General features: G+C 62.0%; 23 protein-coding genes. 16 read left to right on the plus strand and 7 right to left on the minus strand.

Going from position 1 to position 22,627, the window contains the following annotated elements; translation table 11 throughout:
- Nucleotides 1–27: 27 nt before the first annotated feature.
- Nucleotides 28–1,050: an aspartate-semialdehyde dehydrogenase gene (locus tag PAF17_RS11405; RefSeq protein ID WP_271889225.1), complete on the plus strand. Its 1,023-nt coding sequence runs from the start codon at nucleotides 28–30 to the stop codon at nucleotides 1,048–1,050.
- A gap of 107 nt (nucleotides 1,051–1,157) precedes the next feature.
- Here the strand turns inward: PAF17_RS11405 and PAF17_RS11410 are convergent, their stop codons facing one another.
- Nucleotides 1,158–1,805, minus strand: a complete 648-nt coding sequence (locus PAF17_RS11410) for a carbonic anhydrase (RefSeq protein WP_271889226.1) — start codon at nucleotides 1,803–1,805, stop codon at nucleotides 1,158–1,160.
- A gap of 144 nt (nucleotides 1,806–1,949) precedes the next feature.
- Between PAF17_RS11410 and PAF17_RS11415 the strand changes: the two genes are divergently transcribed.
- The 3 genes from PAF17_RS11415 (at nucleotide 1,950) to PAF17_RS11425 (ending at nucleotide 4,593) form a co-directional block, all read left to right on the plus strand.
- A complete protein-coding gene (locus PAF17_RS11415) occupies nucleotides 1,950–2,327 on the plus strand; it encodes a hypothetical protein (RefSeq protein WP_271889227.1) in 378 nt (125 codons plus the stop codon).
- Nucleotides 2,328–2,395: 68 nt separating this feature from the next.
- Nucleotides 2,396–3,769, plus strand: a complete 1,374-nt coding sequence (locus PAF17_RS11420; RefSeq protein ID WP_271889228.1) for a leucyl aminopeptidase family protein — start codon at nucleotides 2,396–2,398, stop codon at nucleotides 3,767–3,769.
- Nucleotides 3,766–4,593, plus strand: a complete 828-nt coding sequence (locus tag PAF17_RS11425) for a C40 family peptidase (protein ID WP_271889229.1) — start codon at nucleotides 3,766–3,768, stop codon at nucleotides 4,591–4,593. The genes PAF17_RS11420 and PAF17_RS11425 overlap by 4 nt, the downstream gene beginning before the upstream one ends.
- A 36-nt stretch (nucleotides 4,594–4,629) precedes the next feature.
- Here the strand turns inward: PAF17_RS11425 and truB are convergent, their stop codons facing one another.
- Genes truB through rbfA form a run of 3 tightly spaced genes read right to left on the minus strand, consistent with a single transcriptional unit; the run spans nucleotide 4,630 to nucleotide 6,747 of the window.
- Complete coding sequence (gene truB, locus PAF17_RS11430) at nucleotides 4,630–5,523, minus strand: tRNA pseudouridine(55) synthase TruB (RefSeq protein ID WP_271889230.1); 894 nt, start codon at nucleotides 5,521–5,523, stop codon at nucleotides 4,630–4,632.
- A 53-nt stretch (nucleotides 5,524–5,576) separates the two neighbouring features.
- Complete coding sequence (locus PAF17_RS11435) at nucleotides 5,577–6,335, minus strand: phosphodiester glycosidase family protein (RefSeq protein ID WP_271889308.1); 759 nt, start codon at nucleotides 6,333–6,335, stop codon at nucleotides 5,577–5,579.
- On the minus strand, nucleotides 6,325–6,747 hold the full coding sequence (gene rbfA / locus PAF17_RS11440; protein ID WP_271889309.1) for a 30S ribosome-binding factor RbfA: 423 nt from the start codon (nucleotides 6,745–6,747) through the stop codon (nucleotides 6,325–6,327). The genes PAF17_RS11435 and rbfA overlap by 11 nt, the downstream gene beginning before the upstream one ends.
- A 70-nt stretch (nucleotides 6,748–6,817) precedes the next feature.
- Here rbfA and dapB point away from each other — a divergent pair, with 70 nt between their 5' ends.
- Entirely contained in the window at nucleotides 6,818–7,657 is an 840-nt protein-coding gene (dapB, locus tag PAF17_RS11445) for a 4-hydroxy-tetrahydrodipicolinate reductase (protein ID WP_271889231.1), read from the plus strand.
- Nucleotides 7,658–7,660: 3 nt separating this feature from the next.
- Here dapB and PAF17_RS11450 read toward each other — a convergent pair whose 3' ends face one another.
- On the minus strand, nucleotides 7,661–8,260 hold the full coding sequence (locus tag PAF17_RS11450; protein ID WP_271889232.1) for a COG3650 family protein: 600 nt from the start codon (nucleotides 8,258–8,260) through the stop codon (nucleotides 7,661–7,663).
- Between the two features lie 87 nt (nucleotides 8,261–8,347).
- Between PAF17_RS11450 and tsaE the strand changes: the two genes are divergently transcribed.
- The 8 genes from tsaE to PAF17_RS11490 all read left to right on the plus strand — a co-directional run bounded on the left by tsaE (nucleotide 8,348) and on the right by PAF17_RS11490 (nucleotide 19,438).
- Nucleotides 8,348–9,760 carry a tRNA (adenosine(37)-N6)-threonylcarbamoyltransferase complex ATPase subunit type 1 TsaE gene (tsaE, locus tag PAF17_RS11455; protein WP_271889233.1) on the plus strand — a complete coding sequence of 471 codons (1,413 nt, stop codon included), beginning with the start codon at nucleotides 8,348–8,350 and terminating at the stop codon, nucleotides 9,758–9,760.
- Nucleotides 9,745–10,419, plus strand: coding sequence for a nucleotidyltransferase family protein (locus PAF17_RS11460; RefSeq protein WP_271889234.1), 675 nt, complete (start codon nucleotides 9,745–9,747; stop codon nucleotides 10,417–10,419). The genes tsaE and PAF17_RS11460 overlap by 16 nt, the downstream gene beginning before the upstream one ends.
- Nucleotides 10,412–13,360, plus strand: a complete 2,949-nt coding sequence (addB, locus tag PAF17_RS11465; RefSeq protein WP_271889235.1) for a double-strand break repair protein AddB — start codon at nucleotides 10,412–10,414, stop codon at nucleotides 13,358–13,360. Before PAF17_RS11460 ends, addB begins: the two co-directional genes overlap by 8 nt.
- Nucleotides 13,350–16,727 carry a double-strand break repair helicase AddA gene (gene addA / locus PAF17_RS11470; protein WP_271889236.1) on the plus strand — a complete coding sequence of 1,126 codons (3,378 nt, stop codon included), beginning with the start codon at nucleotides 13,350–13,352 and terminating at the stop codon, nucleotides 16,725–16,727. Before addB ends, addA begins: the two co-directional genes overlap by 11 nt.
- Before the next feature lie 60 nt (nucleotides 16,728–16,787).
- On the plus strand, nucleotides 16,788–17,108 hold the full coding sequence (trxA, locus tag PAF17_RS11475; protein ID WP_271889237.1) for a thioredoxin: 321 nt from the start codon (nucleotides 16,788–16,790) through the stop codon (nucleotides 17,106–17,108).
- Nucleotides 17,109–17,281: 173 nt separating this feature from the next.
- Complete coding sequence (gene hslV / locus PAF17_RS11480; protein WP_271889238.1) at nucleotides 17,282–17,839, plus strand: ATP-dependent protease subunit HslV; 558 nt, start codon at nucleotides 17,282–17,284, stop codon at nucleotides 17,837–17,839.
- Between the two features lie 57 nt (nucleotides 17,840–17,896).
- Nucleotides 17,897–19,204: an ATP-dependent protease ATPase subunit HslU gene (gene hslU / locus PAF17_RS11485; protein WP_271889239.1), complete on the plus strand. Its 1,308-nt coding sequence runs from the start codon at nucleotides 17,897–17,899 to the stop codon at nucleotides 19,202–19,204.
- Between the two features lie 57 nt (nucleotides 19,205–19,261).
- The gene (locus PAF17_RS11490; RefSeq protein ID WP_271889240.1) at nucleotides 19,262–19,438 is read left to right on the plus strand and encodes a PLD nuclease N-terminal domain-containing protein; all 177 of its coding nucleotides are present in this window, start codon (nucleotides 19,262–19,264) and stop codon (nucleotides 19,436–19,438) included.
- A gap of 18 nt (nucleotides 19,439–19,456) precedes the next feature.
- On the opposite strand, the gene PAF17_RS11495 is transcribed toward PAF17_RS11490, so the two are convergent.
- Nucleotides 19,457–20,089: a Smr/MutS family protein gene (locus PAF17_RS11495; protein WP_271889241.1), complete on the minus strand. Its 633-nt coding sequence runs from the start codon at nucleotides 20,087–20,089 to the stop codon at nucleotides 19,457–19,459.
- Complete coding sequence (locus PAF17_RS11500; RefSeq protein WP_271889310.1) at nucleotides 20,089–20,742, minus strand: Tim44/TimA family putative adaptor protein; 654 nt, start codon at nucleotides 20,740–20,742, stop codon at nucleotides 20,089–20,091. Before PAF17_RS11500 ends, PAF17_RS11495 begins: the two co-directional genes overlap by 1 nt.
- 113 nt (nucleotides 20,743–20,855) lie before the next feature.
- Here PAF17_RS11500 and PAF17_RS11505 point away from each other — a divergent pair, with 113 nt between their 5' ends.
- From PAF17_RS11505 to PAF17_RS11515, 3 genes are read left to right on the plus strand one after another with little or no spacing between them, the layout of a single operon-like run.
- Nucleotides 20,856–21,401 carry an FxsA family protein gene (locus tag PAF17_RS11505; protein WP_271889242.1) on the plus strand — a complete coding sequence of 182 codons (546 nt, stop codon included), beginning with the start codon at nucleotides 20,856–20,858 and terminating at the stop codon, nucleotides 21,399–21,401.
- A gap of 57 nt (nucleotides 21,402–21,458) precedes the next feature.
- Nucleotides 21,459–21,989 (plus strand): protein-export chaperone SecB, encoded by a 531-nt coding sequence (gene secB / locus PAF17_RS11510; RefSeq protein ID WP_271889243.1) that lies wholly within the window; start codon nucleotides 21,459–21,461, stop codon nucleotides 21,987–21,989.
- Complete coding sequence (locus tag PAF17_RS11515; RefSeq protein ID WP_271889244.1) at nucleotides 21,990–22,598, plus strand: HD domain-containing protein; 609 nt, start codon at nucleotides 21,990–21,992, stop codon at nucleotides 22,596–22,598.
- The last annotated feature ends 29 nt before the right edge of the window (nucleotides 22,599–22,627 follow it).

Here is a 22,627-nt window from a genome sequence, read left to right on the forward strand (position 1 = left end):
CAGCGACCGCAGGAAAAGGAGTCCCCTATGGGCTACAGAGTCGTTGTTGCCGGCGCCACGGGGAATGTGGGCCGCGAGATGCTGAATATCCTGGCCGAACGCCAGTTCCCGGTGGACGAGATTGCCGTACTGGCATCGCGCCGCAGTCAGGGAACTGAGGTCAGCTTTGACGACAAGACGCTGAAAATTCAGGACATTGACCAATTCGACTTTAGCGGTTGGGATATGGCCCTGTTTGCGATTGGCTCGGACGCGACCAAGAAATACGCCCCCGTCGCCGCCAAGGCCGGTTGCGTCGTGATCGATAACTCGTCGCTGTATCGGTATGACCCCGACATTCCGTTGATCGTCCCCGAGGTGAACCCCGACGCGATCGAAGGCTATGCGAAGAAAAACATTATCGCCAACCCCAACTGCTCGACCGCGCAGATGGTTGTCGCGCTGAAGCCGCTGCATGATCGCGCGCGCATCAAGCGCGTCGTTGTCTCGACCTATCAATCGGTGTCGGGTTCGGGCAAGGAAGGTATGGACGAGCTGTGGGACCAGACCAAGGGCATGTATGTTCCCGGTCAAGAGGTCGAACCCAGCAAGTTCCAGAAACAGATCGCCTTCAACGTGATTCCTCAGATCGATGTCTTCATGGAAGACGGATCGACCAAGGAAGAATGGAAGATGGTCGTCGAAACGAAGAAGATCATCGATCCGTCGATCAAGGTCACCGCGACCTGCGTTCGCGTGCCGGTCTTCGTTGGCCACTCGGAAGCGATCAACATCGAGTTCGAAGACTTCCTGGACGAAGACGAAGCCCGCGACATCCTGCGCGAGGCCCCCGGCATCATGGTCGTCGACAAACGCGAACCCGGCGGCTACACGACCCCGGTCGAATGCGTGGGCGATTTCGCCACCTTCATCAGCCGCATCCGTCAGGATGGCACGATCGAGAACGGCCTGAACCTGTGGTGCGTCAGCGACAACCTGCGCAAAGGCGCGGCGCTGAACGCCGTGCAGATCGCCGAGTTGCTGGGCAAGCGCGTCCTGAAAAAGGGCTGATCGCCCCGGCAATGCCCCCGAATATTCAACGGGGGAAAATTCAGCGGGCGGCGAGGGTGAAACCTTCGCCGCCCGTTTTCCTTGGCCCAGATAACGTTATGGCCTGATCACAACTCGGTCCAGCGTTTGCCGGCATCTTCGGCCTGCCACAGCGATCCCTCGCGGATGTCGTGCAGCAAACCATGCAGCGACAGCTTGCCCGCGTCGACAGCCTCTTTGACAAAGGGGAAAGTCGACAGGTTTTCGATCGACACCATTACGGCCTCGCGCTCCAACGCCCTGATCTGCTGATCTTCCGGCAAATCCTTGATGCGTTCGTAACCGGGACGCAGGATATCCATCCAGCGCCCGACAAAACTGGATTTCTCTTCCAGGTCGGGGGCGTGTCCCGAACACATGGCATGACAGCCGGCAACGCCGCCACAATTCGTGTGCCCGACCACGATCAGATGCGAGATCTTCAGCGCCGTCACTGCATATTCCACCGCAGCCGATGTGCCGTGCTGCTGTCCGTCCGGCGCATAAGGCGGCACCAGATTGGCAATGTTGCGGTGGATGAAGAACTCACCGGTATCCGCCCCGAAAATGCCGGTGACATGCACGCGCGAATCGCAACATGAAATCACCATGGCTCGTGGATGCTGCCCTTCATCGGCAAGGTGACGATACCAAGCGCTGTTGTCGGAATAGGCTGTGGCTTTCCATCCGTGAAAGCGTCCGACCAGATATTGGGGCAAAGGACGTACGTTATGCATAGCTACCTCGCGCAGTTTGGTTGCTTGATATGGGAAGATTGATGAAAATTCGAGCGGTTTCTTGCGCAACGCTCAAGGCTTTGTTCACGGCTTTTGCCCATGTTGCCTGAACACGCGAACAGCAACAGTTGCAGGAGATAATCGATGGCGCAAATCATGCCGCTGGCAATGACGGAACCCGTCAAGGTCGACTCGAGAAGGGTTGGCGACATCGTCAGCGAGCTGGGCGAAACCGCCGCCGAGAATGTGATCGGGATCGCCCTGGAACAGCTTGCGCTTGCCCTGCAGGCGACCGAGGCCGCGCTTGATGCAGACGACCTGGCGCAGACCGTCGCCCATGCCGACCGCTTGTCGCGACTGGCATGGCAAATCGGGCTTCTGTCCCTTGCCGGGGTGGCCATGGATCTTGGCACTTGCGCCGAGCGGCGCGACCTTTGGGCCTTGGCTGCGGTGCGTGCGCGCCTGAAACGCGTTGGCAATCGCTCGTTGACCGCGATCTGGGATCGCAGTGAAAGCGGCTAGGGCCAGCGGGGGCTTGCGGGCAGTTGTGCAGGTAGTAGTCTGCGCGATGAACAGCGAAGGAACCAGCCATGACACCCAGATTTGCGCCCGCTTCCGATGATGCCCTGCCAATCTGGCCCCTGTGGAAGGGCGATGCGCTGCCAAAGGAAATCGGCAACCCGGCATGGCCCGAAGCCTGCGGTTTCAGGGGCGATGCCGGCCAGATCTGCCTGTTGCCGGACGGGTCCGGGGCAATTGTCGGCGCGCTGTTTGGGCTTGGCGACCCAGAACTGGCTGAACGCGAACGATTTGCCTTCGCGCGCGCCCGCAAATTGCCGGCCGGCACCTGGCGCATCGCGGCAATGCCGGATGGGCTGAACCCCGAAGAAGCGGCGCTGGCCTGGCTGTTGGGTCAATACCGCTTTACCCGCTACAAGGGTCAACCCGCCGATGGCCCGGAACTGGTCGCACCCGATGGCGTGGATGCAGCCCGTATCGAAAGCTTCGCCGCTGCGGAGTTCCTGATCCGCGACCTGATCAATACACCCGCCAACGACATGGACCCATCCCAGCTGGAGGCTGCGGCCACTGATCTGGCAAACAGCCTTGGCGCATCCATCACGGTCACGCGCGGCGATGACCTGCTGCATGAAAACCTGCCATTGATCCATGCCGTCGGCCGCGCGGCACAGGATGCGCCGCGCCTGATCGACATCCGCCTTGGTGACAGCGGGCCAATGCTGACGATTGTCGGCAAGGGTGTCTGCTTTGACACCGGAGGGCTGGATATCAAGCCCCCCTCGTCAATGGGATTGATGAAAAAGGACATGGGTGGCGCCGCCAATGCGTTGGGCCTGTTGAAAATGCTGGCGGAAACCGGTGCTGCGAAGGGCAAGCGCGTCAGGGTGCTGATTCCGGCTGTCGAAAACAGCATTGCCGGAAATGCATTTCGCCCCGGCGACGTGCTGACCAGCCGCCTTGGACTGACGGTCGAGGTCAATAATACCGACGCCGAAGGGCGGCTTGTGCTGGCCGATGCCATGGCCTTGGCCTGCGAAGAATCGCCCGATCTGATGATTTCGCTTGCGACCCTGACCGGCGCGGCGCGGGTGGCCCTTGGCCCCGATATACCACCCTTTTACTGTGATGATGACGCAACTGCGCTTGCCTTGGCCAAGGCGGCGAAAACGGCACGGGACCCGTTGTGGCGCATGCCGTTCTGGCCGGCCTATGAAGGCAGGATCGAACCGCAGATCGCCGATCTGGACAACGCCCCGGCAGGTGGCATGGCAGGTTCGATCACCGCGGCCCTGTTCCTGCGCCGCTTCGCCGGCAAGGCACAGCGATATATCCATCTGGACATCTATGGCTGGCAGCCCGCAGCCGCCCCCGCACGCCCGAAGGGCGGCATCGGCCAGGGCCCTCGCGCCATCCTCACCGCCCTGCCGGATATGCTGCCATGAGCGTTGACCGCCGCATCACCCCCGCCACGGACCGCATCGCCCTGGACAGCCTGCGCGGCATTCTGGAGCGACCGCAATACACCGCCGGCACGCCGATGCGCGTGGCCGTGCCCTTGGCCGATCTGATGAATATGCCCAATGGGCGGCGTGATCGACAGGTGAATTTCGGCGCGGATGTAACCGTCATCGATGAAAGCGACGACTGGTGTTTTGTTCAAACCGCGCTTGATGGTTATTGCGGCTGGCTGCTTGCGGCGGCGCTGACCGCCGAACGTCCGGCGATCACCCATCGTGTGATTGCTCCGGCGACCCATGTCTATCCAGCAGCAGACCTGAAACAACACCAGCTTCATGCCCTGTCCATAGGAGCCCGGCTTGCGGTGACGGGGACGGAAGGTGGTTTCGCGGCCCTCGCAACCGGGGGGTTCGTTCCGGTCCAGCATATTCATGACACGCCGCAGACCGACCCGGTCCTTGTCGCAGAATCGCTGCTTGGCACGCCCTATCTCTGGGGCGGGAACAGCGACTGGGGTATCGATTGTTCCGGTCTGGTTCAGGCCGCGCTGACTGCCTGTGCCATGCCGTGCCCCGGCGACAGCGATCTGCAACGCGACTGCTTCCCCGAGGTTTCGGAAATTCAGCGCGGCGATCTGCTGTTCTGGCCGGGTCATGTCGCAATGGCGATTTCGGCGGACGTGATGATCCACGCGACAGCGTGGAAGATGGCGGTGATCCGCGAACCCATCAAGGATGCCATTGCCCGGATCGATGCCGCCGGCGACGGGCCGTTTCTGGGTATCCGGCGCCCCTGTCACCCACGATAACTGCGCCATCAAGGATCATGGGTCCGGGGCGTCGTTCTAGAGGTTGAACACCCGTTCCGGCTGGACCGTGCCACCCTGATAGCGGCCGATGCAAACCGGACCCCCGGCATCCGAAACCCAGACCAGCTCGCCCCATTCCGCACCACCGGTCACCTCGCCGGGGTTTCCGTTGCGAATGCGTCGCGCGCCATCCGGCGTCGCACGCAACATCGGCAGGTCTGCCAGGGCGGTTTCCAGGGGCAAGAGCCTGCCTTCGAGGAAGTCTTGCCGTTCGCGGTCGACATCCTCGAAATTCACGCCATCTTCGACATCGAAGGGGCCAGACCAGGTTCTGCGCAACGTCCGAACATGCCCCAGGCAGCCAAGCTTGCGCCCAAGATCACGCGCAATGGCCCGCACATAGCCACCTTTGCCGCACACCATTTCAAGTCTGGCGGAACGGTCATCCGCATCCAGAAGATCCAGGCTTTCAACCCATAGCGGTCGCGCGGCCAATTCCAGTTCTTCGCCCTCTCGGGCCAGATCATAGGCGCGTGCACCGTCGACCTTCACCGCCGAGAACTGCGGCGGGACCTGCATGATCTCGCCCAGGAACTCTTTCAGCGCGGCTTCGATGTCCTGGCGCGCGGGCCGCGTATCCGTTTGGCGCAGCACTTCGCCAGAAGCATCGTCCGTCGAGGTTTCCGCCCCCCAATCTATCGTGAAATCATAGCATTTGAACGCATCGGTAATCGTGGCAACCGTCTTGGTCGCTTCGCCAAGCGCCACGGCCAGCACGCCCGTCGCATCCGGGTCAAGGGTGCCGGCATGCCCGGCCTTCTTGGCATCAAGCGCCCATCGGACCTTGTTCACGACGGATGTCGACGTAATGCCCGCCGGCTTGTCCACAATCAGCCAGCCATTGATATCGCGACCCTTCTTGCGTCCCATGAAACCCTCTGCAAATGCGAAGCCGCGGGGCATAGCGCCAAGGGCCATGGCCGTCAACTGTTGCTGTCGACCAACCCGATGATCGGCCCCATTGCGCGACCGAAATCGGCACGGTTCACCGCCGGTGCAAACAGCCGCGAGATCGATCCGTCCAGATAAAGCGCGTTGCGCACACCCAGACCGTCGCGAAACAGGCGTCCGAATTCGTGGAATGTCACCGGCCGGTCGGAAATGGCGAACCAAGCGGTATCTCCATCATCCGAGACCCCGACCCCATTGCGAATGTAGCGGCTGTCTGAATCGATCAGGAAGCGCGGATGCAGATCACCATCGATGACCAGCATCGGTCCCGATTGCGTGGCCAGGCGGCATTCTGGCCGGCGCGTTGCAAAGTTGCGGCTTTCAGTGACCTGAAACGGCCTTTCGCCGCCCGTACAGAACACCCCATTCGGCAACATGCCGAAATTGCCGCGTCCTGCAGCCAGATTGATATCGGAAAGCGTCTCGCCATCGACAACCAGCAGGCCGACGGGCCGATAATCGGGATGAAACATCCCGGCATTCATCGCGAAGCCCAGTGACTCGTCAGGTGCCAGCGTCTTGCGCACATTGCTGAAATTTTTCAGTGGTTGCCCATCGGCGCCGTTCTGCCACAGCCGAAGACGCGGCTCTTGATCGGCGCGCACCTCGCAAACGACATAACCCTGCCCGTCATGTTCAAGACGCCCGCACCCCTCTGAGGACGCTGGCAACGCCATCGCGAACACAGCACCGATTGCAACGCCAAGCTGGCGCTGCAATTCAAGCATCATCGCGATCATCGTCATCGGGGTTTTCAATGTCACGGCGCACACGCTCTTCGGCGAACATGCGGCGGGTGTCGTCAAGCCGGTCAAAGGTCTCGTCCAGCTGGAACCGCAACTGGGGCGCATATTTCAGCGTCAGGCCCTTTGCGACCAGATGACGCAATTCAGCGGCGTTGCGGCGCAGGGCCTGCAACGCTTCTTCGGCATCATGCCCACCCAGGGGCAGAACATAGGCCGTCGCCACCTTGAGGTCGGGCGAAGCACGCACCTCACCGACCGTGATCGAATGACGGTTGAGTTCAGGATCATGCACATCGCCGCGCAAAAGCACGTCGGACAAGGTGCGGCGGATAAGTTCGCCCACGCGCAACTGCCGCTGTGAGGGACCTTGACCAGTAGAGAAACGGTTCTGTGCCATGACACCGATGTAGGGGGTCGCGAGCCGCACCGCAACGGGATATGACGCAGGAAAGCACTGGGGGTGACGCATGAGTGATACAGAACAGACAGGAAGCGCTGGTTTGCCCGGCATCGTGGTAACCGGCGGGTCCGGCAGAATGGGTCAGATGCTGATTCGATTGCTGCTGGAAAGCACGCAGGCCCGGCTGGTCGGCGTTCTGGAACGCAGCGGTCATGATTGGGTTGGTCGCGATATAGGCGAAGCCATGGGCGGCGCGCCGGTCGGCATCGTCGTCAGCGATGATGCCGTGGAAACGATTGCCCGCGCCCAGGCAGTGATCGATTTCACCTCGCCCGCAGCAACCGTCGCATTTGCGGAACTGACCGCACAGGCCCGTGCCGTCCATGTGATCGGCACAACCGGAATGGAGGCCGGGGATCTGGCCCGGCTATCAGCTGCTGCGCGCCACGCCCCGATCATCCGCGCCGGAAACATGAGCCTTGGGGTCAACCTGCTTGTCGGGCTGACGCGCAAGGTCGCCGCCGCGTTGGGCGAGGATTGGGATATCGAGGTGGTCGAAAGCCATCATCGCCACAAGGTCGATGCACCTTCGGGCACCGCATTGATGCTGGGCGAAGCCGCCGCCGAAGGCCGGGGCGCAAGGCTGGACGATCTGCGCACCGCCGCACGCGAGGGAATCACCGGTGCCCGCCCCGAAGGCAGCATCGGGTTTTCCGCCATCCGCGGCGGCGATGTGGTCGGGGAACATGATGTCATTTTCGCGGCCGATGGCGAACGCCTTGTGCTGCGCCACCTGGCAACCGACCGCGCGATCTTCGCCCGCGGGGCGATACGTGCCGCACTTTGGGGGCAGGACAAGGGTCCGGGCGAATACGACATGTCCGACGTCCTGGGCCTGAACGATTGACCCCTAGGGCTGGACGGAGCAGCATCCGTCCAGCAACCGCGGCGGCGACGCCGAAAGGATGACGCTTGCACGCAGGGCATATAGTCGGTCGGACATGCCGTCGGAACATTGTTGCGGCGTTGCGATCACGCTTGCTCCGTCGGCCAGAACCGCGCGCAACCGATCCTGCGCGAAACCGCGATCCAGCACATCCTGCACCGGATAGGATTGCCCTTCCTCTCCGGGTTGTTGCAATGTCAGATGGCCATCCCTGACGGTCAGCGCCCAGAACGGCTCTGTTCCAAAGCATGAAAAACCGTCTGGCAAGCGCCCCGCCTGCCAGACCTGCGGTTGATCGACCAGATAGCGCAGGGACACCCAACCAACGGTTTCACCAACATTCAGCCGTCCCCAGCCATCGCGCTCGGCGGTGATTTCGATCGCCGTGGCATCGGGGGGCAAACTCTCCAGTATCGGGGCGGACGCGTCGGGCTGCGCGCGAATGTTCAGCACATCGTCACTGGCCACGCCAGTGACATCAAACAATGTGGGCAGCGCGTGATCCTGTGCCATCGCGCATGGTGCGCCCAGCACCCATAGCAGTATCGCAACATATCTGTTCATCAAACTTTTCCTCCGGTTCTTTCCAATCTAGCAGGTCCTGGCCTACAGGTCATTTGCACGCGGCCAGCAACGGGATAGAACCAAGCCATGACATCGAACTGCCTGATCGCCGACGAACACACCGTGGTCCTGCTGGCGCGCCTGCTTGCCGCGGCCGCAGGGCCCGGGCGGACCATCCTGCTGGACGGACCGGTCGGCGCGGGCAAGACCCATTTCGCACGCAGCTTCATCCGTGCGCGACAGGGCGATCAGGCCGAAGATGTCCCCAGCCCGACCTTCACGCTGGTCCAGACCTATGACGATCCTTCGGGAACCGAAATCTGGCATGCGGATCTGTACCGTCTGACCGACCCGTCCGAGCTGGACGAGCTGGGCCTGGAAGAGGCACAGGACAATGCCATTTGCCTGATCGAATGGCCCGACAGGCTGGATATGCTGCCCCCGGGTGCCTGGACTCTGGCCTTTGAAACACTGGACGATCCGGATCTGCGCCGAATCACGATGATCGGCGAGGGCCTTGACCGCCTGGCCCGATGCGCGCGCTTTCTGGTAGAGGCCGGCAGGATCGGGGACGATATCCGCCCCCTTGCGGCCGATGCCTCGGCGCGACGGTTTTTCCGGTTGCTCTCTGCCCGGGGCGACGCCGTTCTGATGGACGACCCCGGTGGCAGCAGCGAAGCATTCTGCGCGATATCGCAATGGTTGACAGAGCGCGGCTTCAAAGCCCCGACGATGTTGCATCGCGACCTGCCTGCCGGGCTGTTGCTGGTCGAGGATCTTGGCGATGATCTGGTCGCACGGGTTCTTGTGGAAAAACCGCAGCTGACGCCACAGATCTATGATCGCATCACGGATTTCCTGATCGAACTGCACCGTCACGAACCACCCGGATTTGTTCCGGCTCTGGATGGCGCGATGCTGGCACAGCAGGTCGGGATGTTCGCCCAATGGTATCCGCAGGCAACCGACAGCGATCCGGACCCCGCAACGCAGATCGGCGAAACCGTCGCAGCCCTGCATGCAAAATGGGCCGCGGACCTGCCGCCTGTCTTGTCGCTGAGGGATTTTCACGCCGAGAACCTGATCTGGCGTGGTGATGCCCCCCTTGGCCTGATCGATTTTCAGGACGCTGTCGCCACGCATCCGGCCTATGATCTGGTATCGGCCCTGCAGGATGCCCGCCGTGATGTGCCCCGGAAAATCGAAACATCCGCCATCGCCCGCTATCTGGATGCGACCGGTCTGGACGACGATCGCTTTCGGGCGGCCTATGCCTTGCTCGGCGCCCAGCGCAATCTGCGGATCATGGGAATCTTCGCAAGGCTCTGCCTGCGCGATGGCAAATCCAGATACCTGCAATTCATGCCGCGGGTCTGGGACAACCTGTGGCGCGATCTGTCACACCCCGCCCTGACCTCGCTTGCGCAGCTGGTCAAAGGGCTGCCCGCACCCGATTCAGATACGATTGAAAGGATCCGCAGAAAATGCGCCCGCCCCTGATGATTTTCGCGGCAGGATTGGGCACGCGCATGCGCCCGCTGACAAATACCTGTCCCAAGCCGCTGATCAAGGTTGCACAACAGACCTTGCTGGATCGCGCCCTGAAGCTGGGTCGTCAGGCGGGATTGCACCCCATCGCCGTCAACAGCCACTATCTGCCCGGACAGATTGCCGCACATCTTGACGGAACGGATGTCGCGATCAGCGAGGAAAACGATCTTCTGCTGGATACCGGAGGGGGGCTGCGCGCCGCCCTTCCCATGTTGGGCACAGGTCCGGTTGCGACACTGAACCCCGACGTTGTCTGGACGGGTCGCAATCCGCTGGCTGCACTTGCAAACGCATGGGACGACAGGATGGAGGCGCTTTTGGCATTGGTCCCGCTGGAACGGGCGACCGCGCGGGTCGGTGGGGGCGATTTCGATATGGATTGCGACGGGCGGATCAGCCGCAAGGGCGATTTCGTCTATGCCGGTGCACAGATCATCCGAACCGAAAGACTTACCGAGATCCCGGACAAGGTATTTTCACTGAACCGGTTATGGGATCTGATGATCGCGGATGGAACGGCCTTTGGCCTGATCCATGATGGCGGCTGGTGTGATGTCGGCCGCCCCGACGCCATAACCCAGGCCGAGGCGATGCTGGCCGATGACTAGGTGGGAAAACGGCCTCTTCGCGTTGCCGCCCGGCGTCGATTTCGCGAATGAATTTGTCGCCGGGCTTCTGGACCGTCTGGCCGGGCACAAACCTGAAGACATCGCCCGCATTACCATCTATGCGAATTCCGGCCGCACTCTGACGGCGATGAAGCAAGCCTTCGATCAGCGCGGGCCATTGCTGTTGCCGCAACTGCGTGTCGTGACCGATCTCGGCGCCGGCTCGGCCAGGAACGCCGGTCCGCTGTCGGCACCGCTGGCGCGCCGCCTTGAGCTGGCAAAGCTGATCTCGGGATTTCTGGCCAGACGTCCTGATCTGGCGGCCGGGCATTCGGTGCCGGCGCTTGCGCGGTCACTGACCGATCTGATGACCGAGATGCAAACCGAAGGTTGCGGCCCCGAGGCGCTGGAACAGATCGATACCGGCGATCATGCCCGCCACTGGCAGAATGCACTGGAGTTCCTGCGCATTGCATCCGGCTTCTTCCTGCGGGGCGATCCCCTTGACCGCGCTTCGCGCCAGCGTGCAATCGCCGAACAGCTTGTCTCGGAATGGGGTGACGGGCACAACCTGCCCGCCGATCCGATCATCGTGGCGGGTTCGACCGGATCTCACGGTGCGACGCGCATGTTCATGCAGGCCGTGGCGGCATTGCCCAATGGCGCGGTCGTGCTGCCCGGTTTCGACCACGATCAGCCCGCTTCGGTCTGGCAAGGCATCCTCAGCGGTGCCGACGATCACCCTCAGGCTCGCTATGCACCGCTTGTTCAATCGCTGGGGATGCCCCGTGCCTGGTCCGCGCAACCGGCCCCTGCCCCTGATCGCAATGCGCTGGTATCCTTGGCGCTGCGGCCAGCACCGGTCACGGATCAGTGGATCGCAGAGGGTCCGCATCTGCCCGATCTGCTTGACGCAACACGCGACGTGACCTTGATCGAGGCCGATCAACCCGGACAAGAGGCCGAGGCGATTGCGCTGGTCATGCGCGACGCAGCACAGCGACAACAGCCCGTCACCCTGATTGCCGCAGATAGCGGATTGATCCGACGGGTAAATGCGGCTCTGGATCGTTGGCAATTGCGCCCCGATGACAGTGCCGGCCGCCCCCTGCCCTTGACGGCGCCGGGCCTGTTCCTGCGCCAGATCGCGGAACTGTTCGGGCAGCCGCTGACCATCGATCGCCTGCTGATCCTGCTGAAACATCCGCTGACAGCCACCGGATCAGATCGAATTGACAGCCGGGATGCCCGCAAGCAGGCCCGTGATCTGGAACTGCGGTTGCGCGCCAAAGGGCCCAGCTTTCCGACCGCCGACACCCTCCTTGACTGGGGTGACAAGGGTGACGAGACCCGCAAGATCTGGGCCGGATGGGTCGCCGCGATCATCAGCCGCATAAAATCCCATGAGCACGACACCTGTCCCCGCCCCATTTCCGACCGCCTTGCCGATCTGGTCCTTATCGCACGGGATCTGGCGGCGGGTCCCGATGGCGATCACGAAGCCTCGGAACTGTGGAGGAGAAAGCCCGGCCAGCTGGCCCGCAGCTGCCTGGAACATCTGCGCGAACATGCGGCAACCGGACCGGATCTGGGCCCGGGCGACTTCGCGACACTGCTGCTTGGCGAAATGCAGGAACTGTCCGACCGGACCGAGGCCGATTATCACCCGTTGCTGAAAATACGCGGCCCGCGCGAAGCCCGAATCCTCAGCGATGATCTGGTCATCCTGTCGGGCCTGAACGAAGGCGGCTGGCCCCGGGCGCTGACCCCTGATCCATGGTTGTCGCGGCAGATGCGAGGTCAGGCAGGACTGACCCTGCCGGAACGCCTTATCGGCTTGGCCGCGCATGATTTTCAGCAGGCCATCGGCGCGAAACAGGTGATCCTGACCCGCGCGAAACGCAATGCCGAGGCCGAAACCATCCCGTCCCGCTGGCTGAACCGGTTGACCAACCTCATGGCGGGCCTTCCCGAACGCCACGGTCCCGAAGCCCTGGGGCAAATGCGCGAAAAGGGCAAGCACTGGCTGGCCATGGCCGAACGGCTGGCGCGACCGGATCACGGTGTTGCCCCCGCGCTGCGCCCGTCCCCGATCCCGCCGGCGCCGCCATTCGACGAATTGCCGGTCACCGATATTTCCTTGCTGATCCGTGACCCATATGCGGTCTATGCCAAACGGGTGCTGAAGCTGCGGCCCCTGAACCCGTTGCGCCCCGAACCGGATCCCGCATTGCGGGGTCAGACCCTGCATCGCATCGTCGAAGAGCTGTTGAAATCAAAGCCCACAGCCGAAACCCCGCCGGATAAGCTGAAGGGCGATTTTCTGGATATCACCGCCCGCGTTCTGGAACAGGACGTTCCATGGCCGTCGGCGCGGGCGTTCTGGCAGGCCCGCATCGCGCGCATCGCCGATCAGATCGTCAGTGACGAAATCGAACGCTTGGCGCAGGGTCAGCCCCATATCGTCGAGGCGCGCGGCGCGGTGACCACACCGGCAATGGATTTCAAACTGACGGCCAAACCCGATCGGATCGATCTGCAAAATGACGGTCAGGCGATGATCTATGACTATAAATCAGGCACACCGCCCACCGATGCCCAGATCGAACATTTCGACAAGCAATTGATCCTCGAGGCGGCAATGGCGCGGCGTGGCGGCTTTAGCGATCTTGGCCCCGTGGATGTCGCCGGAATTCGCTATATCCAGCTGGGCGGCGATGGCAAAACCCACGAACGCAGCTACAGCTTTCAGTTCGAAACCGAAAACTGGGAAGGGTTCCTGCGCCTGATCGCGGCCTATCTTCGCGGCGAAGCGGGCTTCACATCAATGCGGGCCCCCACGAAAACCAGCTATGCGGGCGATTATGATCATCTGGCCCGTCTGGGCGAATGGTCTCTGGCCGATCCCGCCATACCGGAAAAGGTCGGCGATGACGAATGATGCGACACTGAACCAGATCGCGGCCGCGGATCCGGCGCGTTCGACATGGCTGACGGCCAATGCCGGCTCGGGCAAGACGCGCGTGCTGACCGATCGGGTCGCGCGCCTGTTGTTGGCCGGCAGCCCGCCCGAACGCATTCTGTGCCTGACCTATACCAAGGCCGCCGCGACCGAAATGCAGAACCGCCTGCTGAAGCGGCTGGGCGAATGGGCAATGCTGCCCGAAGACAGCCTGCGTGCTGCCCTGACGGATCTGGGCGAGGTTCAGGCCCCCGACCTGTCCGAAGCACGCCGCCTGTTCGCACGCGCCATCGAAACGCCGGGTGGCCTGAAGGTGCAAACGATCCACAGCTTTTGCGCCGCCCTGCTGCGCCGCTTTCCGCTGGAGGCCGGGGTGCCGATGGGCTTTGCCGAGATGGATGATCGCAGCGCCCGCACCCTGCGCGCCGAGATTGTCGAGGAAATGGCCGAGGACAACGATCCCGCGATGCGCGACCTGACATCGCTGCATGGCGGGGACAATCTTGACGGGTTTCTGGCCGGGTTGTCATCCGCTGATTTTGCATCGCCGCCGGATCCCGATCGGATCTGGTCCGCGCTGTCCCTGCCCGCAGGTCTGGATGGCGATGCCTTGCTGGGTCAGGTCTTTGATGGGGCCGAGGGTGATCTGTTTGACGCGCTGATCCCGATCTTTGCCAAGGGCTCCAGCACCGATGCCCGGCTTGCGGGCAAGCTGTTGCAGGGCAACTGGCACGATCCGGACCTGTCCGACCTGAACATCCTGATCGGCGCCTTGCTGACTGGCGGTTCCGCCAAGGCACCCTATACGGCCAAGATCGGCAAACTGCCAACCAAGGCCCTGCAGACGGGGGCCTGCGCTCCGTTCATGTCAGAGCTAGAGGATCTGATGCTGCGGGTGCAGGATGCCAGAGCCTTGGCACTGGGGTTGGCGCTGGCACAGAAAACCCTTGCCCTGCATCGCTTTGCCCATGAATTCACCAAACGCATGTCCCAGCGCAAGGCCGCGCATGGGTGGCTGGATTTCGATGACCTGATCCTGCGCACCGCGCGCCTATTGCGTGAATCCAGCATGGCGCAATGGGTGTTGTGGCGACTGGATGGCGGCATCGACCATATCCTTGTCGATGAGGCCCAGGATACCAGCCCGGCGCAATGGCGGGTCATTCGCAGCCTGACGGATGAATTTACCAGCGGGATGGGCGCGCAAGACCGCCCCCGCACATTGTTTGTCGTCGGCGACCCCAAGCAATCGATCTATTCCTTCCAAGGGGCAGATATCGCCGTGTTCGAGGAAATGCGCGATCGTTTCGCCCATGATTTCGACGCGGTCCAACGCCCCATGCAACAGCGCGGCCTGGCGCACAGTTTTCGGTCTTCTCCGGCGATCCTGTCCCTTGTTGACGCGGTGTTCCAGCAACAGGCTGCCCAGGGTCTGGGCGCACCACCCCGGCACATCGCCTTCCGTGACAACCTTCCCGGTCGCGTCGATATCTGGCCCCCCCTGCCGGAACCCGAACAACCCGAGGCCAGCGACTGGACGGCCCCTGTCGATGCCCCCGCCGAAAATGCCGCCGACACGGTGCTGGCACGCAGCATTGCGGCCCAGATCAAATCGATGATCGGAACGCCATTTTTTGACGCCAAATCAAACAGCGTGCGCAATATCGCCGCCGGCGACATCCAGATCCTTGTGCAGCGCCGCGCCGGTCTGTTCGATGATCTGCTGCGCGAATGCAAGGCGGCCAACCTGCCGGTCGCGGGGGCCGACCGGCTGAAACTGGCGGCCGAACTGGCGGTGCGTGACATCACCGCAACCCTGGCCGTTCTGGCAACGCCCGAAGATGACCTGTCGCTGGCCGCCGCCCTGCGATCACCGCTGTTCGGGCTGACCGAAGATGACCTGTTTCGCCTGGCCGCAGGGCGCGGCAAAATGTTACTAGATCAACGGCTCAGATCCTCGGATCACCATCGAGTCCGAGAAGTTTTGGCTGATCTAAGGTCGCAAACCGATATCATGCGACCCTATGACCTGATTTCGCGATTGCTGATCCGCCACGGCGGCAGGGCAGCATTGCTGGCACGGCTGGGAACCGAGGCAGAGGACGGCATCGACGAGCTGTTGTCACAGGCCTTGGCCTATGAAACGGTCGAAACGCCGTCTCTGACCGGGTTCCTTGTCTGGCTGTCCAGTGACGAGGTCGAGGTCAAGCGCCAGCTTCCCGGCGGCGCGGGTGGCCTGATCCGCATCATGACGGTGCATGGCTCGAAGGGACTGGAAAGTCCGGTGGTCATCCTGCCTGAAACCAAGAAACGCCGCCCGGATTCCCGCGCCCGGACAATTCAGATCGGTGATCTGCCATTCTGGCGCGGGGCCTCGGGGGACCGTCCCGAAATCGTCGCGGATGCTGTCGCCGATCTTGCCCTGAAGCAGGAACAGGAACGCAGGCGCCTTCTGTATGTCGCGATGACGCGGGCGGAAAGCTGGCTTGTTGTCGCGGCCGCCGGTGAAACCGGTGACAATCTGGACAGCTGGTACAGCATGATCGCGGCCGCCCCCGAACGCACCGGCCTGCATCGCAGTCAGATCGATATCGACGGCATCGGCAGCGCATTGCGGCTGTCCTATGGCGAGTGGCCCTCGGAACCGGTGCAGCAGGATGACACCCCGCCTCGGCCAAAGGTTTCCTTGCCGGACTGGGCGAACCTGCCCGCGCCCCCACCGCCCGAGCGCATCCTGCCAACGGCCGCCACCAGCCTTGGCGGTGCCAAGGTCATCGGCGCGATGGTGGAAAATGCCGACCCTGCCGCCGCGATGTTGCGCGGCACGCGACTGCACCTGTTGCTGGAACATCTGCCCGACACTCCGCAAGACGAATGGCCCGAACTTGCGCGATCGGCCTTGGCGGGGGGCGAAGGCGGGCTTCCCGATCAGGCTGAACTGGATTGGTTGCTGACCGAGGCAAGGCAGGTCATCACCGCACCCGAGCTGACCGAGGTGATGACGCCACCGCCCGATGCCGTGGTTCTGCGCGAAGTTGAACTGACCGCCCCATTGCCGCAAATTCCCTTGTTGCATGGAACGATAGACCGGCTGGTCGTGGCGCCCGATCTGGTTCACGCCATCGACTACAAATCAAACAGCCAGGTTCCCGATCACCCCGAGGCCACACCCGACGGAATCCTGCGTCAGATGGCCGCCTATCGCGAGGCCCTGCGCCTGATCTATCCCGCCCATCAGTTGCGGGTTTCGGTGCTGTGGACAGCCACGCGTTCGCTGATGACCATGCCTGACGCGGCAATGGATGACGTGCTGGCCGCCCTTGACCCCGCGCGATTGCGTTCATAGCTGTAGTCGGAATTCATCGCGCCGGCGCAACCCGACCGGCCATCGCAAGGAGCTTTCAGCATGGCAACCGTGCATGTGAACGACGCCGACTTCGATACCGAAGTGCGCAAGGCAGATACCCCGGTCATCGTCGATTTCTGGGCCGAATGGTGCGGACCGTGCAAACAGATCGGCCCAGCCCTCGAAGAACTGTCGGATGAATATGCCGGTAAACTGAAAGTGGTAAAGGTCAATGTCGACGAGAACCCCGAACAGGCCGCTGCATTGGGCGTTCGCGGTATCCCCGCGCTGTTCATGTTCAAGGACGGTGAAGTGATCTCGAACCGCATGGGCGCCGCACCCAAGGCCGCACTGAAAAGCTGGATCGACGAATCCGTCTGATCGGCGGCCCGCTGTCCCACATGCGCCGCGTCCCGCCGGGCCGCGGCGTTTTTCATGGCAGGCAGTTCGTGGCAATCACGAAATCGCATTCCGACCGACAGGCCGAACGGGTTGCGCAGCGCCGGGCCTGACCATATCTGAACCCAAACGCACAAACGACGGAGATCCTTTTCATGGCGGATGATTCATTTCCTGGCTGGCACGGCACCACGATTCTTGCCGTGCGCCGCAACGGCAAGGTGGTCGTTGCCGGCGACGGGCAGGTCAGCGTCGGTCAGACCGTGATGAAGGGAACCGCACGCAAGGTACGCCGCCTTTCGCCGGGCGGGCGCGATGTCGTTGTCGGCTTTGCGGGATCGACCGCCGATGCCTTTACCCTGCTTGAACGGCTTGAGAAAAAGCTGGAATCCGCCCCCGGACAGCTGCAACGCGCCTGTGTGGAGCTGGCCAAGGACTGGCGTACCGACAAATACCTGCGCAACCTGGAAGCCATGTTGATCGTGACCGATGGCGATCAGGTCTATGTCGTGACCGGTGCGGGTGATGTTCTGGAACCCGAACATGACGTTGCCGCCATCGGCTCGGGCGGCAATTTCGCATTGGCGGCGGCGCGTGGACTGCTGGCATCCGATCTGGATGCAGAAGCAATCACACGTCAGGCAATGGCTATCGCAGCGGATATCTGCGTGTACACGAATGGCAACCTGACCGTCGAAATGCTGGAACGCTAGGCCACGGCCTGCTTGCGCCGCATTTCCCGACGACAGTCACCCCACCCGAGGCAAATCATGACCGACCTGACCCCGCGCCAAATCGTCTCTGAACTGGACCGTTTCATCATCGGCCAAAAAGAGGCCAAGCGCGCCGTTGCCGTTGCCCTGCGCAACCGCTGGCGGCGCAAGCAACTTGGCGATGACCTGCGCGACGAAGTCTATCCCAAGAATATCCTGATGATCGGCCCCACCGGCGTCGGCAAGACCGAGATCAGCCGCCGTCTGGCCAAGCTGGCCAATGCCCCCTTCATCAAGGTCGAGGCCACCAAGTTCACCGAGGTGGGATATGTCGGACGCGATGTCGAACAGATCATCCGCGATCTGGTCGATACCGCCGTCATCGGCACGCGCGAACGGATGCGCGACGAGGTCAAGTCGCGCGCGCATCATTCCGCCGAGGAACGCGTGATCGAAGCCCTGGCAGGTGAAGGCGCGCGGGACGCCACCCGTCAGATGTTCCGCGACAAGCTCAAGCGCGGCGAACTGGACGATACCGAGATCGAGCTTGAACTGCAGGACAATTCCAACCCCTTGGGCGGCATGGAAATTCCCGGTCAACCGGGTGCCGGAGTCGGTGGAATGATGGATCTGTCCGGCCTGATGAAAGCGTTTGGCGGGCGGCGCGTCCGGCGCAAGGTGACCGTGGCGGAAAGCTATGAGCTGTTGATCGCGGAAGAGGCCGACAAGCTGCTGGACGATGAAACCGTCAAGGCGGCGGCACTGGAATCGGTTCAGGAAAACGGCATCGTGTTCATCGATGAAATCGACAAGGTTTGCGCGCGCGCCGATGCACGCGGCGGCGATGTCAGCCGCGAAGGCGTGCAGCGCGACCTGCTTCCCCTGATCGAAGGGACCACCGTCAGCACGAAATACGGCCCCCTGAAGACGGATCATATCCTGTTCATCGCCTCGGGCGCGTTCCACGTGTCAAAGCCTTCGGATCTGTTGCCTGAACTGCAGGGGCGTTTGCCGATCCGGGTCGAATTGCGGGCGCTGACAGAAGATGACTTCGTGCGGATCCTGACCGAAACCGATAACGCCCTGACGCGCCAGTATACCGCACTGATGGCCACGGAAAATGTTACCGTCACCTTTACCGAGAACGGCATTTCGGCCTTGGCCCGCATCGCCGCCGAGGTGAATGGCACGGTCGAAAACATCGGTGCCCGCCGGCTCTACACCGTTATCGAGCGGGTCTTCGAGGAACTGTCCTTCAACGCACCGGACCAGGGCGGCGAACAGGTCGATGTCGACGCAGCCTTTGTCGAGCGCTATCTTGGAGATCTGTCACGCTCGGCCGACCTGTCGCGATACGTTCTCTAGGAACCAGAAGGCGGTCCGCGGTGTTTGGCCTTTGGATCAGCAACGGGGAAATCGGTCATGGAATACCTATTCGGGATCATCATCTTTGTTCTGGATGTCTGGGCGATTGCCACGGTCATCAATACGAATGAAACCAACGGCACGAAACTGTTGTGGATCATCCTGATCGCAGTGCTGCCGGTTCTGGGCCTGCTGATCTGGTATTTCATGGGCCCAAAGGGCAATCGGGCCTGAACAGGACGCGCGGCGCCGTCACGCGAACGCGCCGCGCCTCAGATAGACATAATACGCGCCCTCGCCGCCATGGCGGTAATGTGCGGCCGTGACCTGCTGAACAACCCCGGACAGCGGCGGCGTATGCAGCCAGTGGGGCACCTGATGGCGCAATGCGCCAGGGCGTGTCGGAAGGGGGCCGTGATCGCCGCGGCCCTTGCCCGTGATCACCAGTATCAGGCGCAATTCGTTCTGATGGCAGCTCAGCACAAACCGGATCAGTTCGGGATGGGCAGCGCTCAGCGTCATGCCGTGCAGGTCCAATCGCGCCTGTGGTTTCATCTTGCCCTGAGACATCTTGCGGTGAAGCTTGTGGTCCATCCGCAGCGGTGCACTGCGAAGGCGCTCGGCCGGGCTGGCCTCGGCGCGATGCGCCGCCGGGTTGGGCAGCGCATTCTGTCCGATGCGGAACCGCGCCAATTCGGCACCAAAACTTTCGGCCTCAAAACTTTCGGCCTGCCGCTTGACCTCTGACAGATCGCGCGATGAGGCCTTCTTGGGCGGTTCCTCTGCGGGGGCACCGCCCCTTGACGGCAAGGGGGTGGCGCTACGCGCAACCCTGGACCAAAGCTCTCGTTCTTCGGTCGTCAATCCCCGCCGGCGCCGGGCCATCAGCCGGTTGCGACCAACTGCCAGTTCGGATCGTTCTGGCCCATACGGCGCGCAAAGGTCCAGACATCGCGCTGTTTGCGTGATGCCTTGGGATCGCCTTCGACCACATTGCCATCGGCGTCGCGGGTCGCTGCGATCATTTCACCGACAAAGCGAACCGACAACTCGGCAAGCCCGCTTTGCGTATCAAATTCAGCGCCGGCCAAAGAGGTTTCACGAATGCCCAGAAACTGTGCCTCAACGTTTTGCCCCTGCGCCTTGCGCTGGTCGATGACCGATTGGAATGCGTCGGCAACCGGCTCTGACAGGAAGGGACGAACCTCGTCCAGCTCTCCGCGTTCAAAAGACATCAGGATCATTTCATAGGCCGATTTGGCGCCCGACAGGAAATCATGCGCCGCAAAAGATGGCTCGGCGCGCTTCATCGCGGCCAGCGCGGCGGCGGCGGGGCTGTCGGCATCGACAAGATCAACGATGTCGTGATCAACCTCATCGGCGCTGCCCTCGATCACCTCGAAACGGCGCTGGGTTTCAGGCGCTTCGGCCTTTGGCGGTTCAAATCCGTCACGCGTCCCCAGGACATTGCGGAGCCGCAAGATCAGAAAAATCGCGATCGCGGCCAGCACAAGCAACTGGATCAGCGGGTTGGACAGCATGTTGAAGGCCTCAATAATGACAGTTCGGTTTGTTTCTTTGCTTCGCATTCCTATGTAAGTATCGGACCGGTGCAAGTCCAGTTCAGGCACTGGCAGGAAGGGGAATTCAGATGTGGCTTTTCTGGCTGTTTGTCGCCATACCGATTGTTGAAATCGCGCTGTTCATTCAGGTGGGCGGGCTGATCGGGCTTTGGCCGACATTGGCGATCGTGATCCTGACCGCGGTTATCGGGTCATCGTTGATGCGCAGTCAGGGCGCCAGTGCACTGGCCGAAGTCCAACGCAGTTTCAACGAGTTGCGCGATCCCAGCCGGCCGCTGGCGCATGGGGTGATGATCCTGATTGCCGGGATGCTGCTTCTGACCCCCGGCTTCTTTACCGATACCGTCGGGTTGCTGTTGCTGGTGCCAAAACTGCGCGATCGGGTCATGAACCAGCTGTCCCGCCATGTGCGGGTTTCTGGTTTTTCGGTCAATTCGGGCATGCACCGGCGTGACACGCACCGCGCCCCCTATGGCGAAGGCGTGATCGACGGTGAATACGAAGTGACCGAACCACATGACGGAAACGGTCGCCGCACGCCCACAGACCTGCCGCCGGAACTGGAGGGCGACGACCAGCCACCGCGCGGCAATTCGGGCTGGACGCGCCATTGAGGCCGTAACAACCACCTGCTAGAACCTGCCCCAAGTTCGAACTTGTGAGGTAGAAAAATGGCCGACGAAACCACTCCGAACGGTGAAGCAGCCGCGCAGCAACCGGCGCAACAGCCGGTTCGCATGCAGATCCTGGCGCAATATATCCGGGATCTGTCCTTCGAAAACGCGGTTGCCACCAAAGGCGCCCCATCGGGAGATGTGCAGCCCGAAATGACCGTGCAGGTCAGCCTCGATGCGCGCAAGCGTTCGACCGAGCATCAGTATGAGGTGATTTCCAAGTTTCGGGTCACATCGAAGAACAAGGCCGATGACAGCACGATGTTTCTCATCGAGCTGGATTATGGCGGGGTGTTTCATGTCGAAGGCGTTCCCGAAGACCAGTTGCACCCGTTTCTGATGATCGAATGCCCGCGCATGCTGTTCCCCTTCGTGCGCCGGATTGTCTCTGACCTGTCGCGCGATGGTGGTTTTCCGCCCTTCAACATGGATCCGGTCGATTTCGTCGCACTCTATCGTCAGGAATTGGCGCGCCGCGCCCAGGCCCAAACGGAAGCCGGCGCACCGGCCAATCAGAAACTTTCCTGAATGGCACGCAGATCCAGCCGCGCCTGGCAGCGAATGCTGTCGGGCCGGCGCCTTGATCTTCTGGATCCGACCCCTTTCGATATCGAGATCGAGGATATCGCCCACGGCCTTGCCTTCGTGGCGCGCTGGAACGGCCAGACGCATGGCGACTGGCCGTATTCAGTCGCAGAACACTCGGTTCTGGTTGAAGATATCTTCGCGCGCCTGAACCCTGCATCGGAACCTTCGTGGCGCCTGGCTGCCCTGCTGCACGATGCACCGGAATATGTCATCGGAGACATGATTTCGCCGGTAAAATCCGCACTTGGTCACGAATATGGTGCAATGGATGAACGTCTGACAACCGCAATCCATCGCCGTTTCGGCCTGCCTGCGATACTTCCCGCGGCGATCAAGAAAAAGATCAAGCTGGCAGACCGGATATCTGCCCGCCTCGAAGCGGTTCAGATCGCGGGCTTTTCAGAAAGCGAAGCCCGGCGATTGTTTCCAGTTCCGAACGCGGAGCTGCTGACATCTTTGGAAATCACGCCCGAACCGCCGGCGACAGTGCGGGCCGCGTATCTGGCGCGCTTCCATTTCCTGATGGGCCTGATCGATTCAAGAAACTGACAGGCCCCGTCAGGCAGGTTCAGATTCAC

Origin of the sequence: Paracoccus onchidii, assembly GCF_028294535.1 — a bacterium.
Taxonomy (GTDB): Bacteria; Pseudomonadota; Alphaproteobacteria; order Rhodobacterales; family Rhodobacteraceae; genus Paracoccus; species Paracoccus onchidii.

Coding starts and splice junctions, on each gene's coding strand:
- PAF17_RS11405 (WP_271889225.1), top strand. CDS start 28: ATGGGCTACAGAGTCGTTGTTGCCGGCGCCACGGGGAATGTGGGCCGC.
- PAF17_RS11410 (WP_271889226.1), bottom strand. CDS start 1,805: ATGCATAACGTACGTCCTTTGCCCCAATATCTGGTCGGACGCTTTCAC.
- PAF17_RS11415 (WP_271889227.1), top strand. CDS start 1,950: ATGGCGCAAATCATGCCGCTGGCAATGACGGAACCCGTCAAGGTCGAC.
- PAF17_RS11420 (WP_271889228.1), top strand. CDS start 2,396: ATGACACCCAGATTTGCGCCCGCTTCCGATGATGCCCTGCCAATCTGG.
- PAF17_RS11425 (WP_271889229.1), top strand. CDS start 3,766: ATGAGCGTTGACCGCCGCATCACCCCCGCCACGGACCGCATCGCCCTG.
- truB (WP_271889230.1), bottom strand. CDS start 5,523: ATGGGACGCAAGAAGGGTCGCGATATCAATGGCTGGCTGATTGTGGAC.
- PAF17_RS11435 (WP_271889308.1), bottom strand. CDS start 6,335: ATGATGCTTGAATTGCAGCGCCAGCTTGGCGTTGCAATCGGTGCTGTG.
- rbfA (WP_271889309.1), bottom strand. CDS start 6,747: ATGGCACAGAACCGTTTCTCTACTGGTCAAGGTCCCTCACAGCGGCAG.
- dapB (WP_271889231.1), top strand. CDS start 6,818: ATGAGTGATACAGAACAGACAGGAAGCGCTGGTTTGCCCGGCATCGTG.
- PAF17_RS11450 (WP_271889232.1), bottom strand. CDS start 8,260: ATGAACAGATATGTTGCGATACTGCTATGGGTGCTGGGCGCACCATGC.
- tsaE (WP_271889233.1), top strand. CDS start 8,348: ATGACATCGAACTGCCTGATCGCCGACGAACACACCGTGGTCCTGCTG.
- PAF17_RS11460 (WP_271889234.1), top strand. CDS start 9,745: ATGCGCCCGCCCCTGATGATTTTCGCGGCAGGATTGGGCACGCGCATG.
- addB (WP_271889235.1), top strand. CDS start 10,412: ATGACTAGGTGGGAAAACGGCCTCTTCGCGTTGCCGCCCGGCGTCGAT.
- addA (WP_271889236.1), top strand. CDS start 13,350: ATGACGAATGATGCGACACTGAACCAGATCGCGGCCGCGGATCCGGCG.
- trxA (WP_271889237.1), top strand. CDS start 16,788: ATGGCAACCGTGCATGTGAACGACGCCGACTTCGATACCGAAGTGCGC.
- hslV (WP_271889238.1), top strand. CDS start 17,282: ATGGCGGATGATTCATTTCCTGGCTGGCACGGCACCACGATTCTTGCC.
- hslU (WP_271889239.1), top strand. CDS start 17,897: ATGACCGACCTGACCCCGCGCCAAATCGTCTCTGAACTGGACCGTTTC.
- PAF17_RS11490 (WP_271889240.1), top strand. CDS start 19,262: ATGGAATACCTATTCGGGATCATCATCTTTGTTCTGGATGTCTGGGCG.
- PAF17_RS11495 (WP_271889241.1), bottom strand. CDS start 20,089: ATGGCCCGGCGCCGGCGGGGATTGACGACCGAAGAACGAGAGCTTTGG.
- PAF17_RS11505 (WP_271889242.1), top strand. CDS start 20,856: ATGTGGCTTTTCTGGCTGTTTGTCGCCATACCGATTGTTGAAATCGCG.
- secB (WP_271889243.1), top strand. CDS start 21,459: ATGGCCGACGAAACCACTCCGAACGGTGAAGCAGCCGCGCAGCAACCG.
- PAF17_RS11515 (WP_271889244.1), top strand. CDS start 21,990: ATGGCACGCAGATCCAGCCGCGCCTGGCAGCGAATGCTGTCGGGCCGG.